13 protein-coding genes are annotated in these 16,577 nt (G+C 50.0%); 11 read left to right on the top strand and 2 right to left on the bottom strand.

Translation table 11 applies throughout. From position 1 onward, the window contains the following. Nucleotides 1-13: 13 nt before the first annotated feature. Nucleotides 14-580 carry a type VI secretion system contractile sheath small subunit gene (gene tssB / locus HA050_RS08745; RefSeq protein ID WP_166824734.1) on the bottom strand — a complete coding sequence of 189 codons (567 nt, stop codon included), beginning with the start codon at nucleotides 578-580 and terminating at the stop codon, nucleotides 14-16. A 308-nt stretch (nucleotides 581-888) separates the two neighbouring features. On the opposite strand from tssB, the gene HA050_RS08740 reads away from it, so the two are divergent. The 5 genes from HA050_RS08740 to tssA all read left to right on the top strand — a co-directional run bounded on the left by HA050_RS08740 (nucleotide 889) and on the right by tssA (nucleotide 8,785). Next, nucleotides 889-1,278: a type VI secretion protein gene (locus HA050_RS08740; RefSeq protein ID WP_166824731.1), complete on the top strand. Its 390-nt coding sequence runs from the start codon at nucleotides 889-891 to the stop codon at nucleotides 1,276-1,278. Between the two features lie 545 nt (nucleotides 1,279-1,823). After that, complete coding sequence (tssK, locus tag HA050_RS08735) at nucleotides 1,824-3,185, top strand: type VI secretion system baseplate subunit TssK (protein ID WP_166824728.1); 1,362 nt, start codon at nucleotides 1,824-1,826, stop codon at nucleotides 3,183-3,185. Next, nucleotides 3,178-3,912, top strand: coding sequence for a DotU/TssL family secretion system protein (locus HA050_RS08730; protein WP_166824725.1), 735 nt, complete (start codon nucleotides 3,178-3,180; stop codon nucleotides 3,910-3,912). Before tssK ends, HA050_RS08730 begins: the two co-directional genes overlap by 8 nt. Beyond that, nucleotides 3,909-7,697 carry a type VI secretion protein IcmF/TssM N-terminal domain-containing protein gene (locus tag HA050_RS08725; RefSeq protein WP_166824723.1) on the top strand — a complete coding sequence of 1,263 codons (3,789 nt, stop codon included), beginning with the start codon at nucleotides 3,909-3,911 and terminating at the stop codon, nucleotides 7,695-7,697. Before HA050_RS08730 ends, HA050_RS08725 begins: the two co-directional genes overlap by 4 nt. Then, entirely contained in the window at nucleotides 7,694-8,785 is a 1,092-nt protein-coding gene (tssA, locus tag HA050_RS08720) for a type VI secretion system protein TssA (RefSeq protein WP_166824720.1), read from the top strand. The genes HA050_RS08725 and tssA overlap by 4 nt, the downstream gene beginning before the upstream one ends. A gap of 182 nt (nucleotides 8,786-8,967) precedes the next feature. On the opposite strand, the gene HA050_RS08715 is transcribed toward tssA, so the two are convergent. Continuing rightward, on the bottom strand, nucleotides 8,968-10,044 hold the full coding sequence (locus HA050_RS08715; protein WP_166824717.1) for a hypothetical protein: 1,077 nt from the start codon (nucleotides 10,042-10,044) through the stop codon (nucleotides 8,968-8,970). A gap of 366 nt (nucleotides 10,045-10,410) precedes the next feature. Between HA050_RS08715 and ercA the strand changes: the two genes are divergently transcribed. The 6 genes from ercA to HA050_RS22330 all read left to right on the top strand — a co-directional run bounded on the left by ercA (nucleotide 10,411) and on the right by HA050_RS22330 (nucleotide 16,548). Then, complete coding sequence (gene ercA, locus HA050_RS08710; protein WP_166824714.1) at nucleotides 10,411-11,574, top strand: alcohol dehydrogenase-like regulatory protein ErcA; 1,164 nt, start codon at nucleotides 10,411-10,413, stop codon at nucleotides 11,572-11,574. Then, on the top strand, nucleotides 11,558-13,720 hold the full coding sequence (locus HA050_RS08705) for a sensor domain-containing protein (protein WP_166824711.1): 2,163 nt from the start codon (nucleotides 11,558-11,560) through the stop codon (nucleotides 13,718-13,720). Before ercA ends, HA050_RS08705 begins: the two co-directional genes overlap by 17 nt. A 241-nt stretch (nucleotides 13,721-13,961) precedes the next feature. Further along, a complete protein-coding gene (locus tag HA050_RS08700) occupies nucleotides 13,962-14,648 on the top strand; it encodes a DUF3313 domain-containing protein (RefSeq protein ID WP_166824708.1) in 687 nt (228 codons plus the stop codon). Nucleotides 14,649-14,796: 148 nt separating this feature from the next. Continuing rightward, the gene (locus tag HA050_RS08695; protein WP_166824705.1) at nucleotides 14,797-15,840 is read left to right on the top strand and encodes a phospholipase A; all 1,044 of its coding nucleotides are present in this window, start codon (nucleotides 14,797-14,799) and stop codon (nucleotides 15,838-15,840) included. A 61-nt stretch (nucleotides 15,841-15,901) separates the two neighbouring features. Beyond that, complete coding sequence (locus HA050_RS21940) at nucleotides 15,902-16,186, top strand: LbetaH domain-containing protein (RefSeq protein WP_205836365.1); 285 nt, start codon at nucleotides 15,902-15,904, stop codon at nucleotides 16,184-16,186. Then, a complete protein-coding gene (locus HA050_RS22330; RefSeq protein ID WP_277344384.1) occupies nucleotides 16,105-16,548 on the top strand; it encodes a CatB-related O-acetyltransferase in 444 nt (147 codons plus the stop codon). Before HA050_RS21940 ends, HA050_RS22330 begins: the two co-directional genes overlap by 82 nt. Nucleotides 16,549-16,577 lie beyond the last annotated feature (29 nt).

Raw genomic sequence — 16,577 nt, 5'->3', positions numbered from 1 at the left:
CATTCTCCGTCAATCAAGCGGCTGCCGGGGCAGGCTCTGGGGTAGCAGGCAGGGCAGATTGAATTTCTTTCAGCCCCTCGGTGTTGGCAACCACGTCTTGCAATAATTTATCCAGATCATCATTGCCATCGAGCTTGCCTAATAAATCACGCAGGCGCTGGCGTGCTTCATACAACTTTTTCAGCGGTGCTACTTTATTCACGATGCTGATCGGGTCGAAATGATTGAAGTCGGTCGATTTTACTGCTGCATTTTTATCGTCCAGGCTTTTAGGCTCATAAAAATTCAGCTCGATATTGAGCTTGCTGCCGTCCCCGGCAATGGTGTTGTCCACCTGAATAGCCAGCCTTGGGCTGATGGATTCGAGCACCTCAATAAAGTTATCTCTGTCGATATTGATAAAGCGCCGCTCGCTCAGCTTGGGCAGCGCCTCTTTGGGGTGACCGGAGAGGTCAGACAGAATGCCGACCACCAGCGGAAGTTCTTTTTTCTCAATTGCGTTACCAATTTCAACGTCGTAAGTAATCTGTACGCGTGGAGGGCGAACGCGATCCAGTTTGTGTTGGGTGCTTTCTGACATGATGACCTCATGGTTGGCGCTTTGACTTATACACTTTGAAGGCGGCTTACCCGCATTCCCCGTGAGGCGTGCTTAAGCCAGATGCGCTGCTCAATGTATGGGTTGGTTTGTTGAATCTAGAAGACGAAACTTGTAATTGCAAATATTTAGTTGGAAGTTTTGAGAAAGTTATTTCTATAATAAACATTCGTGAAAAATTATTTTAGGTAAGTTACATAGAGGTGTTTGTGCGGAGTTTACTGACACTCTTTCGTATAGTGCTTGGACTGCTTCTTTGTCTTTGCCTGCCGGCTTGCTCTGTGTTTTCTATGTTTAAGCCCACGATCAAATTGAGCAGCGTGTCATTTTCTGTGGCTTCGCAGGCTAATGACGACACGCCCATCCCGGTTGATCTGGTGGTGGTGGATGACGAAGAGCTGCTTAAAAAATTGCTCGCCCTGCCTGCCGCGCAATGGTTTGAGCAGCGCGCCCAGCTACAGCGTGATTTTCCGCTGGCGTTGTATGTGTGGAGTAAAGAGCTGGTGCCAGGCCAGAGGCTGGATGTGAGCGACGCACCGGTAAAAGGCCAGCGCGGATCGGTGGTGCTGGTGTATGCAGGCTACAGCTCCCCCGGCATGCACCGGCTGAGGCTGGATCAGCAGAAAAATGTAATTTTGTATTTAGACAGCCAGGATGTGCGTTGGGTGAGCGGGGAGTGAGGTCTAATTTCTGAAAAATTGGCACTAAGTTTAAGAAAATTCGAGTGAAATGATGAAGTGCGGGAGAGCTCCCTTGAGTGCTGAGCAAAGACAAAAAGATCTTTTTAGTGCCTTTGGCACGTTGTGTTTTGGTGCGGAATCCCCGCGGGGACTCACTTTCTTGCTTCGCCAAGAAAGTAAGCAAAGAAGGCGACCCCATCAGCACGAAGGCCCCTCATCTGCGGACAATCGAGCGGCGGCTGCGGAACTCGCTTCGCTCAAACAGGCATCAAAGAAACCCCGCCCGCTTGTTCCTCGCTTTGGCGTGCTTCAAGGGGATATTTAAGCCCTGTGCCAAGAGTATTGTTACGACGTTTCTTACTGGTTTGCTGAGAGGAAATACAACTACTTCGAAGTGAATTACGCAAGAAAAACAACTTGCGCACCCTAAGTAAAACCAGATTTATCTTTCGATTGTGGCCAGAAGCGGGGGGGTATCCGCCCGACAAAGCTGAGTAAGAAGACGTTTTAGCCAGAAAAAAACAAATCACCATTCAGGGGATAACGTGGGGCAAATTCCGGAAGCCATTTGCTGGTCTGAGGGCATGCAGCTTTTGCCACAGCATTTTCAACAGCAGTCTTTGCGGGCCGAAATACTGGCGGCTCAGCTTGTTGCCGCGGCGCAGCCTTATTACTGGGGTGTGTTGAATGTGGAGATCGACGAAGCGGCTTTAATCAGCGGCACTTTACGCGTGCTGGCGCTGGAAGCCATCCTGCCGGACGGGCTGTGGCTTTGTATCCGGCCCGGCGTGCATCCGCCGCTGGAGCTCAATTTTCAAGACCTTGTCACCGCCTCACCTCAGCATCAGCTCACACTTTATCTGGTGGTGCCACCGCTTTATCGCGCGGGCGAACTAGATGCCAGCGGGCGGCGCTATGTGTCACAAGATGGCAAGGATATCCCCGATTTAGTCAGCAAAGAGTCCCCGGCCGTGCTGACTTTCTGGCGGCCCGATCTGGCAATTTTAGATGAGCAGCATCGTGCCGATGGCGTGTGCCTGCCACTGCTCAGGGTAGAAGAAGGCGCGGGCGGCTTTGCCCGTAAGGAGTATTTTGCACCCCAGCCCAGGATCTTGCCTGAATCCTTGCTGGGTAAACGTATTGCCGCGCTGTGTACCGAGATTCGCGGTAAGTGCGCTTTTTTGGCGGGCAGGCTCAGGCAGGCACTGCAGGATAATAACGAGGGCGACAGTGCCAGAATTGACCGGCAGCTGGCCGCGCTCTGGGCCAGATTGCCCGAGCTGCAAAGCGCCCTCGATAGCCGCGTGGCGCATCCGCTTTCTCTCTATCTGATATTAAATGGCGTGGCCGGATCAGTCTGTGCGCTGAACCCGCAGGCGGGTGTTCCGGCTTTCCGGGCCTTTAATTACGAAGAATTGCTGGCCTGTTTTGATGATGTGATTGGTTTCATTATGAAATCGGTGACGCGGATTAAAGCAGGCTACCGCCGCAGCGAATTTACCTTAGAAAAAGAAGGCTTTGTGATCCGGCCGCCAGCGGTTTTACGCCAGGGCGGCCAGTGGGTGATTGGCGTGCAAATGCCGGGTGGCGCAGGCGATGATGCGGCAAGGTTATGGCTGGACAGGGCAGTGATTGCATCCTTGTCGCAGCTGGAGACCTTACAAAGGCAAAGAATGCGCGGCGTGCTTTATCGCCCGCTCGACAGGCAGGAGCAGGTGAGCTACAGCGTGGGGGACGATACCCGCTTGTTCCGCCTGTATGAATTTGGCGAGTGGTTTAATCCTGACGAGCCGCTTTGCATTGCTGTGCCAGCGCAAAATGCGGCAGCTGAGCCTTTAAGTATTGTCTTGTTTGTCCCTGAAGCAAGCGACGATATTCCGGTGCTGAATGAGGCGGATCATGACTGATTTTGCACGCCAGCAGGCCGCTTTACCTTTGAAGCAGGCTTTTTGCCAGGTTTGGGAGGAATGGTTGCTTTTGTCCCCCGGCTTATTGAGCAGCGCCGAGCCCGTGGACAAACTCTTGCTGCGTGTGGCGGAGGAAACCAGCGTATTAGCGCGGCGGGTTTATCGCATGGTGATGACGCAGGCGGGGGCGGCCAACAAAATGCATGCTCAGGCGGTGCAATATGCTTTTGTTGCCCTGATCGACGAAGTGCTGTTGTTTACCGAATGGAGTGGCCAGGCCGCATGGCAAACCACTCCTTTAGAGTTTCGTCTGTTTAATACCCGTACTTCGGGTGAAACCTTGCCCGATGAAATTGAACATTTAATTGAGCGCCAGGATTCAAGCGAGCGTGATCTGGCTGCGGTGTATCTGATGACGCTGGTGCTGGGGTTTCGCGGGCGCTTGCGGCGGGAGCCAGCGCTGTTTGAGGCTTGGTGTACTTCGCTGTTTGCACAGATTTACCAGAGAGAGCCCGATGTGGCGCTGCTGGGCAAGGTTTTAAGCGGGCATAGTGTGACGCAGCCTTTGCAGCTGACCGAGCGAAAAATGCTGCCCGACGGCTATCGCCTGGCGCTGATGCTGGCTTTTTTATTGCTGCTGATGTTTGGGGTGAGCCATTTATTTTGGCGGGATATTTATTCGCAAATTGATGTAACACACCCGCCGCTCAGCGAGGCCAAGCCGTGAAGTTGCTGATTATTTTGCTGATTATTGCAGCTGTTTTGCTGCTGTGGTGGCTGTGGCGGAATAAGGCCGATCGCCTTGGGCGCGGTTTTATTGATGCCGTGCGGCTGATGGAAAAAGAGGCAGGCATTGAGGGGCGCTATCAGGTGCCGTGGCTGCTGCTGCTGGGGGATGATCAGGCCAGCAGCGAGCAGCTTTGCCGTGCATGGCAGCTGAAAAGTGCTGAGAAATCAGCCTGGTTCGGGCGCATTTATTCCAGTAGCGATGCGGTGGTTTTATTGCCGCCGCACGATATTTATCAGCAGGCCGATGGTGCGCTGGCGGCTTTATCTGCATGGCGGCGTTTACTGGGCGCCCTGCTCAGGGTGCGCGGGCAAAGGCCGCTGGATGCGGTGATTTGGGCCGTATCGGCCAAACAACTGATGAATAAAGACACCCCGCTGGATGTGACGCTCTGTAAGCAATTTCAGGATGCACAGCAAAAGCTGGGGCAAACACTGCCCGTGTACTGGCTGATTACCGGCTTGCAGGATGTGGCGGGGATGAGCGAGCTGATCGAATCTTTGCCTGATGAGGCGCAAGACAGCATTTTGGGCTGGTCTTCCGTATTACCACTGACGGCGGCCTATCAGCGCGAGCATTTAGATGCTGCGCTGACGCAAGTGCAAAGGCAGCTGAGGGATTGTATCTGTGAGATCGCCACCTTAAATGGTGGCGTAAGTGATGCGCTCTATTTGTTGCCAAGGCAATTTGATGCGCTGCGCGCTGCTTTACATGCGCTGGCCGACGCTGCTTTTCAGAGCAATGCCATGGGCGATGCCCCTGTTTTGCGCGGGCTGTATTGCGCGGCAAGCTATTCAGTTCAGCAGGAAGACGCCGATGTTTTTGCGCCTGAGCCCGCAGTGCCGGATATCCCCGTATTCAGCTCCGGCCTGCTGCGGCAGCGGATGGCCGCTGAGCGCGGTTTGGCGCAGCCCATTGTGCGGATTATGTCGCTGCGTCAGCGCTGGCACCGTTTTGCCAGGCTGGCCACTCTGGCTTTTTGTGTGCTGTGGTTTTTGGCGATGGCTTGGGTATGGCAGTCAGAACGGCAGGATGCCATGGCCTTGAGCCGGGCTTTAAGCTCAATGAGCAGTGGATCGGCGCAAACCGAATCCGATCCAAACAGCCAGTCAGCACTGACTTTATGGCGGGCACTCCTCGCTGCGCCGCGTCTTGATTATGAAAGCATTGTTTTTCCAGGCTCTTTGTTTTCAAACTTTGACCATGCCTTGGCTGAAAAAATGGCCAGCTTATTGCAGACTGAATGGTTTTTTGCTGCACAGCGGCGAATTCATGCGGATTTACAGGCTTTACAAGTTGAGGGTGCAGATAGCAAAAAAATGGGCGACGATACTGCCAGCCCGGAAACATGGCCCCGCTATGTGGCGGCGCAGCATTTAGTCCAGCAGGCCAGGCTGGTGGAACAAAATGTAATTTCGTATAACCGCGCCCTGCGTGGCGGGCCAGATGCGCTCAGCCAGCTGAGTGAGCTGTCTAACCGCTTGTGGGACGGCGATTTTCGCCCTGAACGCCTGCCGCTGCGCCATAAAGCAGAAGTCATTCTTGCCCATTACGCCCAATGGATGGGTAAGCCGGTACAGCTGCAAGCTGCGGCGAAAGATACAAAGCAAAATTTTGATGCCTTAATGCAGCACTGGCTGAATCGCCTGTATGCAGATGCCACTTTTATTGAAACTGCCGACAGTGTGCAAACCCAGCTCACCGAGCTGCAAAGTGCCCAGCACAATAGCTATGCCGATTTAAGCAAGTTAAACCAGCAAATTACCCTGCTTAAGCAGCTGATTGCCGCCACAAACAGTGCATGGAGCAGTGCATCAGGGCAGGATTTGGTGCCGGGCTATTCGGCAATGCTGAATCATGCAAAGGGGAGTGCTTTTATTGGTAAAGACGCTGTTTCTGCCATTGAAGAGCACGCGGCTAAGCTGAGAAAAGCATTTAAAGAGCGCTGGTCAAATCGTGATTCCTCGCTGACTTCACGCGGGGAAGTGGGTTTAAAAGAAGATGTACTGCAATTGCAATCGGCCATCAGCTATTTGCTGCAGCAAAACTTTGTGATGGAGGGGCATACGGCGGGGCATTTGCTAGTGAGTGGTGGCCTGCGGGAAATGAGCGAGGCAAGGCTGGCTGCGGCTTTACAGATTTATCAGGAGCGCCAGCATTACCAGACCCAAAACCTGAGCAAAGTGCCTGATGCTTATCGTGCCGGCCTTGGCGGTTTGGCCAGCAGCAGTGCGGCCCATGCCATGTGGCATACCATGGGCGGGCGGGGGGCAGATGATCAGGGGCAAAGAAATGTGGCGGACAGCATGGAAGGGCTGATCCGGATCGCCCCTGAAGTCAATGCGGCACTGCTGGATTTGGGCCGTGCTGATTTATCGGCTGAATTGATTAAAGAAATGAACGAGCGTGCGCTGACTTCTTTGCGCCAGGCCGATGGCATGCTGGCGGAGTTAGCGCTTTATCAGCCTAAGCAAGCCACTTTTTCATGGTGGGATGGCAAGAAAAATGCCAGTTTCAAAGGTTTTAAAGCAAATAACCCACTGGAATTACAGCAGTATCTCAACCGGCAGCTGGAGCAGCTGGCCACCGTTGCCATTAATCAGGGCGTAGTGCTGGACTGGCTGGCGGCGCATCCAAAGGGCCTGCCCGTAAAAGATATGCAGACTCTTTTGCGCTGGAAAGGGCTGGCGGCTGATCTGAAAAAAATGAAAGAAAAAGCGCCAGACAGCGGCCCGGCTTTACTGGCGCAGCTGATCAGCAAAGATTTAAATGAAATGGATGCCAGCACCTGCTACGGCGTGCTGCGTCAGGTCGAGCTGCCCGCAGGCCCTGGTTACTTTTTTGAGCGGGCGCAAAAGCTGGTCAATATGGCTAATGAGCGTTGCATGGGGTTAAGGGCACAAAACAGCGCCTATGCCTGGCAACAGTTATCAGGGTTTTTTAATCAATATCTTGCGGGGCGTTTCCCCTTTGCTGCCAATGGCAATGCGCCGGATGCAGATGTCGAGCGGGTTGGCACGCTGCTGCGTTTAATTGATCTGTATCTGCCTGCCGCCCAGGCCGGGCTTGAAGATAATGAATCGCCCAACCGGGATGCGGCCCGATTATTTTTACTTGGGCTGCAACACAGCCGCGATCTGCTTGGCCCTGTTTTATTACGGGGCAGCGCCGAGCAGCCTCAGCCACTGGGCTTGGATATTGATGTGCAATGGCGCAGTGATAAAGATAAAGAGCAGGGCGCCGATCAGGTGATCGAATGGGGCCTCACTGTAGGTACGCAGCGCATGCGTTTCCCGCTGGGGGAAAGGGCCAAACAGCGCTGGCTGCTTGGCCAGCCCATCGTGTTTTCACTGCGCTGGGCGGCCGATTCCCCGCAATTGCCTATCGAAGAAAACACTCAGCCATCTTTAGTAGTGCTTAATCAAAGTGCCGAGTGGCGCTATACCGGCGCATGGTCTTTGCTGCATTTTCTGCGCCACCATCAGGCCCCTTCCGGCATGGTTTTGCAGGAAGAGTTCAGCTATCCCGCAATGCTTTTCAGCCTGCCGCTGGGTGGCCCGGCTAAGCCACGGGCACAAATGTTTGCACGTTTTGGGATCAGCGCAGTGGGGGCCAAGTCATTGCTGCCAACACAGCTGATTCAGGCCTTGCCCCTTAAAGCACCGGCTTCGCCTTTCAGACAAATTACCCTGCCGGATTCAGATAAATCATTGGTGGCACCATGAGTGTAGAAATCAAACCTGGCGGTTTGCAGGGTAGCCTGGAATCGCTGCTCCAGCCTATTTCGAAGGATGCGCCCTGTGGTATGTCGATTCGCTATGAAGCCGAATACGATTTACTGCGCGAAGCCAAAAGGGAAGACGATACCAGTCTGCCAACCGGGATCTGGCAGGCAGAAGTAAAGCGGGGCGACTGGGCTACGGTTGAAAAACTGGGCAGGCAGATTTTGCAAAGCCGCAGCAAAGACCTGACCGTGGCTGTCTGGCTGGGCGAAGCCTGGATACACCGGCGGGGTATTGAGGGCCTGAGCGCCGCTCTGAGTTTATTACTGGGCCTGTGTCAGCGCTATTGGGATACGGTGCATCCATTGCCCCAGGATGGCGATATGAGCTACCGCACCGGCCCGCTGGCATGGGGTGTGCATGCTTACAGCACCCTGCTCTTATCGCGTATGCCGCTGCCTGTGCTGGATCAGCGCAGCGATTTAGACAGCTTTACCCTGGCCGACTGGCGCACATGGCAAAAACATCTGGGCCTCGATCAGGGGAAAAACACCAGCAAAACAGCTGTGCCCCTTGTGGAAGCGGCTAAAAAGCTGGAGCAAAAAATCAACGACACTATTCGTGCCGCCGATGTGAACCTGCTGCGCAGCGCACACGGCTTTGTGCTGCACGGGCTAACGCAAATCACCGGGCTGGTGCAGGAATGCGATCAAAAAATGGGCCACGACGCGCCTACTTTTCAGCCCTTGTTTTTGCTGATGCAAGAGCATGAAATGATTTTGAAAGAGTGGCTGACCATGCACCCACAACCTTTGCCCGCAACGCCTGATCTGGTTTTGCCCGCACCTGCCGCCGAAAGAAAACCCGACCCGCTGCCCTTTTTGCAACCCAACAGCCGCGAAGAAGCCTACCGGCAATTGCAGCTGATCGCCGATTACCTCGCCCGCACCGAGCCCCACAGCCCCGTGCCCTATCTGATTTACCGCAGCGTGGAATGGGGCAATAAACCCCTCAGAGATTTACTGGCCGAGCTGATCTCCAGCGATGCAGAAGCAAGAAGGCTCTGGTCATTGCTGGGGGTGCTGCCTTGAGGCTGGCAGGATAAACAGGACGTGTTACTAGAGTTGCACCTTCATTCGTAATGAAGTTTTTTTGTGTTGATTTCTTAAATCAGTGTGAGCCCCATCTGCCTTACACTTAATGCTGTTTTATGGCGGGCAGATGGGGGGGCTAAAACAAAGCATGATTTTAAATCATGCCGAGCATGCAATATTTATTTTAATTGTGCCGGGGCAGAAAGACCACCATACTTTAATAGGTGGTTAATCGCTGTTTTATTAAATCTAACTTCAAGGCTAAAATCGCCAGAGGCGGATACAGTCCCATTTGCTGGTTCAAAAGGCTCTAGTACCTCGCCTTCTAATAAATTGCCATTAGAAATGGCATAGAATTCTTTACGAAGAAGACTGCTGTTGTCTGTCTGAGCGGGCGTCATGACTAATAGCTGCTGTTGCTTGATTGTGCGAATTTCATACGGCTGTTCTTTGGCTGTGCATTTTTGAGATGCATTAGGATTATTGCTGAAAATTACAGTTTTTCGGGTAAGATCAAACTGGAAAGAGCACAAGCTATTGCTGTCCAGTGTATTTTTGCTTGTTGTTGAATAAAAAGCTGCCCATTCATCAATAGATTTAAAGCTGACGGCATTACTATATTGGCTGCGATATGTCGTTTTGAGCGGGCTGTAGCCAACATAGTAAGCTTTTGACCCTGCAGGAAACGCGGGTGCCGGTGTTTTGAATAATGAATAATCAGAGCCGGTTTGAGTATTGCTCTTGTTCAAATTAACATCCATAACTGCAATATTACTAATATCTTTGCTGGTGCCGCTAATTAGAAATTGAATATCGTTCCCATAATCAAGAATAATGTCATTGCCTTTAGCGATAGCCTTTGCTTTCCCTGGTTTTTCCCATTTGCCATCAGTTAAGTAAAGTGCTTCACTATATTTTACGGGGGCGTTTAACCATTGTTGGGTTTTTGAATCGAAATAAAACTGCTCTTCTTGGACTGTTTTATCTTTAATAGAAATAGTGTTATAGCGGTCAATGCTGGCTTCTTGTTTGCCATTTGCATTGCTGCTTATTTGAACTGAATCGCTGTATAGTGTTTCACTTTGTAATACGGTATTTAAATTTACCTCATTACTGGAATATTGATTAAGGAGAACTTGTGCAATGGACGAACTTGTTGAGGGTGTTGCCACCACTGCATCAGTATTGCCTTCATCTCCTCCGCATGCAGTGAGTAATAGAGCAAGGATGGGTGTGGCGTACTTAATCATCATCATTTTACAGCTCGTGTTTATTAGAATGGGCAGTACTTTAAAACATATGGCATGTTTTGTGTTATAAACTGCAAGGCTGTAGTAATTTATTGTCTGTTTCTAATGGCTGGTGCAATAAAAATCTGCAGCATAAGCAGCAAGCAGATTTCTTCCTAACTCTCCTGCATTTGATCTGTCTCTGCATTGAAATATCCCTTGTTATTTGCCTCGTTGACCAGCCAGCCGAGTCTTGGGCTAATGTAAGCGGTCGGCTTACAAGTGCAAAGCAGGGTGGGTGTTGCTAGACTGCATCCATACCTCAGCGGCATGGGTTTGCGACGATTTGTTGTTAGTCTCCGTGCAAAGCAAGGATGTCTGGAGGGTGGGAAAATGGCCGGGGTCTTTGCATCTTTAAGAAAGTTTGTCTCGCCAGAATTTGTCTTTGGCATGGGCAGCCGCAAGCTGGCAGGCAGCTATGCGCAAAACCTGGGTGCAAGGCACGTGCTGCTGGTGTCAGACCCTGGCGTGATTGCAGCGGGCTGGGCGGGGGAAGTTGAGCAGTCTTTGCTGGAAAGCGGTTTGCATATTACGCATTTTTCTGCACTGACACCCAACCCTAAGGCCGCAGAGGTGATGCATGGCGCTGCGGTGTATATAGAAAACCGCTGTGATGTGATTGTATGCGTGGGCGGTGGCAGCGTGATCGATTGTGCAAAAGGCATTGGCATTGTGGTGGCGAATCGCCGGCATATTCTGGAGTTTGAAGGCATCGATCAGATTGCCTTACCTCCGCCCCCGCTTATCTGTATTCCTACAACATCGGGCACGTCGGCGGATGTTTCCCAATTTGCGATTATCACCAATGCAGAAGAAAGAGTGAAAATCGCCATTATCAGTAAGGCTGCTGTACCTGATGTGTCTCTGATTGATCCCGAAACGGTGGTAACGATGGATTTATATCTCACCGCCTGTACCGGAATTGATGCTTTGGTGCATGCGGTTGAAGCCTTTGTTTCACAGGCGCATGGCCCTGTTTCTGATCTGCACGCGCTTGAAGCGATACGATTAATTCACGGCAATTTACTGGGCGTATTAAGTGATCCGGCCGATATGGCAAAACGCTCGAATATGATGCTGGGCAGTATGCATGCCGGGCTGGCGTTTTCTAATGCCAGCCTTGGGGCGGTGCATGCCATGGCGCATAGCATGGGGGGATTTCTTGATCTGGCGCATGGTGAGTGCAATGCCATGCTGCTGGATCATGTGATTGAGTATAACTACCCGCAGGCGAGCAATCGCTTCTTAAAAGTCAGTGATGTAATGGGGCTGGATCTGCGGGGTATGGTGGAAAAAAACCGCAAACAGGCCTTGCTGGATGAGGTAAGGCGCTTTAAGGCTGCTGCGGGCATTTTACATACGCTTTCTGAAAAACAAGTGCGCTTGTCTGATCTGGGCGAGCTGGCCCGCAAGGCCTTTGCTGACCCCTGTATTGTTACCAATCCGCGACAACCTGTCGTGCGTGATCTGGAAGTAATCTATGAGCAGGCACTCTGATACCGAGCCAGACTGGGACAAAATGCGCGATCAGGTCATTGGTCTGGGTAAGCTGTCGCTGCGCAAAAACCACTATGCCCTGCTGCGTGATCATGTTTACGAGCTGGAGCGCTTCAGAGAATTACTCGATTGTTGTGAAGAGCTGATTCTGATTGCCCGTAAGGATGATGGCCGGATTGTAGATGCCAACGGTGGGGCATGCAGGGCGCTGGCTTATACCCGGGAAGAGCTGCTGTCTATGACGCTCGATATGTTGTGGTCTGAATATACGCAGGCCAAGAATCTGGGCTTCGCAAATCTGAATACGCTGGGGCAGGATGCAGAGGTTGCTTTCAGGCACAAAGATGGTCAGCGATTAATTCTTGAAGGCTCACTGAGCCAGCAAATGGCCGATGGTTTAGTGTTGGTGGCCGTTGTGGCGCGGGACGTTACCGAGCGTAAAAAGGCTGATGCTGATTTGCGTGACAGTGAATCACGTTTTCGCAGCCTGACTCAGATGGGGGCTGATTGGTATTGGGAGCAGGATGCTGAATTTCGATTTACCAATCAAACAGGCGGCGGGCGTTATTTTGAGTACTTTTCTCCATCTGACCCCATTGGTAAAACCAGGTGGGAAATGGGCTACTGGGGGCCGGCAGAAGATTTTTGGGAAACCCACCGCCAAATGCTTGAGCGGCATGAGCCTTACCGTGGGCTGGAGCTGCGCCGTTTAGGGATAGACGGTGAAGTACGCACGGTGATTGTAAGTGGGGAGCCGGTATTTGATGAGTCAGGGCAATTCACCGGGTATCGAGGTGTGGGGACTGATATTACCCAGAGTAAACAGGCAGAAGCACTGATCTGGCGACAAGCAAATTTTGATCCGCTTACCGATTTACCCAATCGCCGTATGTTTCATGATCGTTTGCTGCAAGAAATAAAAAAAGTAAATCGCGGCGGAAATCACTTAGTGCTGCTGTTTATCGATCTGGATCACTTTAAAGAAGTGAATGATGCCTTTGGCCATGCCGCCGGCGATTTACTGCTGACTGAGGCCGCAGCCCGCATCGCAGGCTGTGTGCGCGAAGTGGATACAGTGGCCCGTTTGGGAGGGGATGAGTTTACTGTGCTGATTTCCGGGCTGAATGATATCAACTGCATTGAGCGGATTGTGCAGGATATTCTCAGCCAGCTGGCAAAACCATTTTGCCTGAGTAATGAGGTGGTGCTGATTTCAGGCAGCATTGGCATTACGTTCTACCCAAGGGATGCTCAGGATGTGGATGAGCTGCTCAGAAATGCGGATCAGGCCATGTATGTGGCTAAAAATGAGGGGCGAAACCGCTTCAGCTATTTCACCCCTGCTTTGCAGGAGCAGGTGCAAAAGCGTATCAGGCTGATTAATGATTTACGCGGCGCATTAGCTGGCGGGCAAATGCGTGTTTATTTTCAGGCGATTGTTGATCTTAGCAATGGCCAGATTTACAAAGCAGAAGCGCTGCTTCGCTGGTTGCACCCGCTGCGTGGCATGGTCAGCCCTGCGGAGTTTATTCCGCTTGCAGAAGAAACCCGTCTGATTATCGAAATAGGCGATTGGGTATTTAATGAGTCAGCAGCTTGGGTCAAGCGCTGGCGAACCCATTTTATGGCCCACCTTCAAGTCAGTGTTAATCAATCGCCCGTTCAATTTGCAAAAAATAATAGCAACGATCAATGGCTGGCTTATTTACATGATCAGGGCTTGCCTGGTGAGGCGATAGTGATTGAAATTACAGAAAGCCTGCTTCTGGATTCTGATGCAGAGGTAAAAGCAAGCCTGCTTAAATTCCGGGGTCAGGGGGTGCAGATTGCTATTGATGATTTTGGTACGGGTTATTCTTCTTTATCGTATCTTAAAAAATTCAGTATTGATTATTTGAAAATTGATCAGTCTTTTATTCGCAATTTAGCTCCCGGCTCAAGTGATATGGCATTAACAGAGGCGATTATTGTGATGGCGCATAAGCTGGGATTAAAAGTGATTGCAGAAGGGGTGGAAACCATTGAGCAGCGTGATCTGCTTATCGGGGCAGGCTGTGATTTTGCACAGGGCTATTTATTCTCTAAACCTGTACCCCCTGAAGAATTTGAGCTTTTAATTCAGGCTGGCTTAAAATCTTACGACTGAACAGAGTAACTCAGACGGTCATTATTATCAGAATAGTTTAAATTGCCGGCTGCTGTTTTAATGGGCCAAATCAGAAAGATGTTGCAATGAGGCATAGAAAAGGAGGATGACGATCAGATATTCAGTGCCGGATCACAGGCTGAAAGTTATATACGAATGAAATGTGTAAATCCTATCTATTTTTTTAGAAAATATTGTGCATAATACGTAATGCCATGTTTGTAAAAAAAAAGGATGATGAATGAAAAACCATTTAATCAGTACTCTGGTATTGGCGGTGACACTGACAATGCCTGCTTTTGCTGTTGAAGAAATTCAGCCTGATAATCTGTTCACTGTTCCGCTTTCTGCTTTTAAACCCTCAGATAAAGATGCCTCCCGCCGTTTGTATGTGCAGCCTGGGATCAGTCTCACCGATTACAATGCTGTTTTGATTGAGCCTTTGTATTTCATGAGGCATTCTGAAGATGGTAACTGGCAGCTGTTGCAGGGGAGTGAAGAAAATAAAATAGCTGAATATTTTCATAAAAAAATGACCGAAGAACTCCGTAAGGCTGGTATTACTGTGGCCAGTGAGGCTGGCCCGGGTGTGGCTAAAATGCGGGTGGCCGTAACAGGCCTGGCTCAGGAGCGCCCCGGCATTGACGTTGTTGATGTTTTGCCCGCTAAAGCAGTGATTAATCTTGCCCGGCTGGCGGCAGGCAAAGAGCCATATCTAATGAAAATTGGCAATATTGCTCAATTAGAAGATTCACAAAGCGGCAGTCTGCTTGCTGGTAGTGTGAACTTGCGAAAAAGCACGAAAACAGTACATAAAGATGAACCGATGCAGCTTAAAACAATAGAAAAGCTGATGGATAAATGGTGCCGTGAAAGTGCCGGTTTATTAGCACGTGCATTGACGGTAAATCACTCAGGTAAAGATTAATTTCCCTTTTTGATTGTTTTGCAAATGCTGCTGTAATGGCAGCATTATGCATTTTCAATACTGATCGATCCTGTTCAGCGTTTATCTTTTTTAATTAGCTGTTTTTTTAATGTAACAGATTGAATTTTTGGCATGGGAAAGTCATTTTATGCAGTACTCAAAAATATTGCTTCTTGGTGCTGTTGTGGCGGCTCATGCAACGGCAGATGTTGGCCTGTTGCAGCAGTGCAAATTTATAGCGGATGCCAAAGCCAGGCTGGCTTGTTACGATAACCTTGATCAGACAGGTGTATCGGCAAAGCCGCCCGGGGAAAGGGCTGAAACGATTGAAAAATTAAATACGGAGCCGCGCCTTTTACCTCTCGCGGATATTAATCAATCAGCGTCTTCTGCTTTAGGAGATCAATGGGAATTGGATCAGAAAAAAGGCACTTTTGCCTTGCGTACATATAGAACAAATTATTTCCTGCCGATAAGTTATAGCGACAACCGTAATCAGCATCCCAGCTCATCCGCATCAACCGGGCAGCAAATTCCATTAGCGCCGGGAGTGGATGCAGTTAATGATGCCGAAGCTAAATTTCAGTTAAGTTTTAAAGTAAAAGCATTGGAAAATATTTTTTCTGACCGGGCAGATTTCTGGCTTGCATATACGCAAAAAAGCTACTGGCAAGTTTATAACAGTGATTATTCTGCACCATTTCGTGAAACAAATTATGAGCCAGAAGGTATTTTATCTGTTCGCACAGATCTGGATCTGGGAATAATGAAGTGGCGCTTTTTGAATCTGGGGCTGGCACATCAGTCAAATGGCCGCAGTAATCCATTATCGCGCAGCTGGAATCGGGCATACGCTGACTTTGGTTTTGAAAAAGACAATTTCTCGCTGGAAGTTCGCCCTTGGTATCGGTTTAAAGAGAAGGAAGAAACCGATGATAACCCTGATCTGCTGGATTTCATGGGCTACGGGGATATCACTGCACGTTATCGATTTGCTTCAGGCCAGGAATTAAGCGCACTGATGCGCCAGAATTTCCGTTCGGGAAAAGGCGCAGTACAGCTGGACTGGACATATCCGCTGACTGGTAATTTAAAAGCATATCTGCAAGTTTTTAGTGGCTATGGCGATAATCTGCTTGATTACAATAGGCGGCAAAATGTCTTAGGGGTCGGTATTGCTATTTCGCCCTGATCTGTACATTGGGAATGGCTATTGTGTCCGGTTTTCTTAGGATGAAATGAGAAGGTAGTCAATGAAGCATTGGTCAAAAGTGGAGCTGCTGCATGAAAGTGTAAGTAATCCTAATATTTTGATTAAAGGACAGCACAGCTATTACAGTGATTGCTGGGATAAAAGTTTTGAGATGTCGGTGGTGCGTTATTTATATGGCGATGAAATTAGCCAGCAATGGACACCATTATGGAAAATTGATCGCCTGTTTATTGGTGATTATGTTTGCATTGGTGCCGAAGCGGTGATTCTAATGGGGGGAATCATACCCATCGTGCGGATTGGTTCAGTCTTTATCCTTTTATAGAAACGATTGCTGAGTCTTATCAGGGTAAGGGAGATACCCATTTAAAAGACGGTTGCTGGGTAGGGATGAGAGCCATGATTATGCCCGGATTAACAATTGGTGAAGGCGCAATTATTGCTGCAGGCAGTATCGTTACCCGTGATGTTGCACCCTATACGATTGTGGGTGGCAATCCTGCATGCGAAATTAAAAAGCGATTTAGTGATGATACTATTCAGCGCTTACTTGCTTTAAAAATATATGAATTAGCTGAAGCAGATTTTGAAAGAATAAAGCCACTTTTGACCGCTAATGATATCGGGGCTCTGGAGCGTGCTATAGCGGATTTCAAGTCATTGTGCATAAAAAAACCTGCCTTGTAAGGGGCAGGTTTTTTAATTTACAACAGCAA

The sequence above is a fragment of the Iodobacter violaceini genome, from assembly GCF_011601265.1.
GTDB classification, from domain to species: domain Bacteria; phylum Pseudomonadota; class Gammaproteobacteria; order Burkholderiales; family Chitinibacteraceae; genus Iodobacter; species Iodobacter violaceini.
Note: the sequence above shows the minus strand (reverse complement) of the source record. Positions and strands in the feature narration are given on the sequence as shown.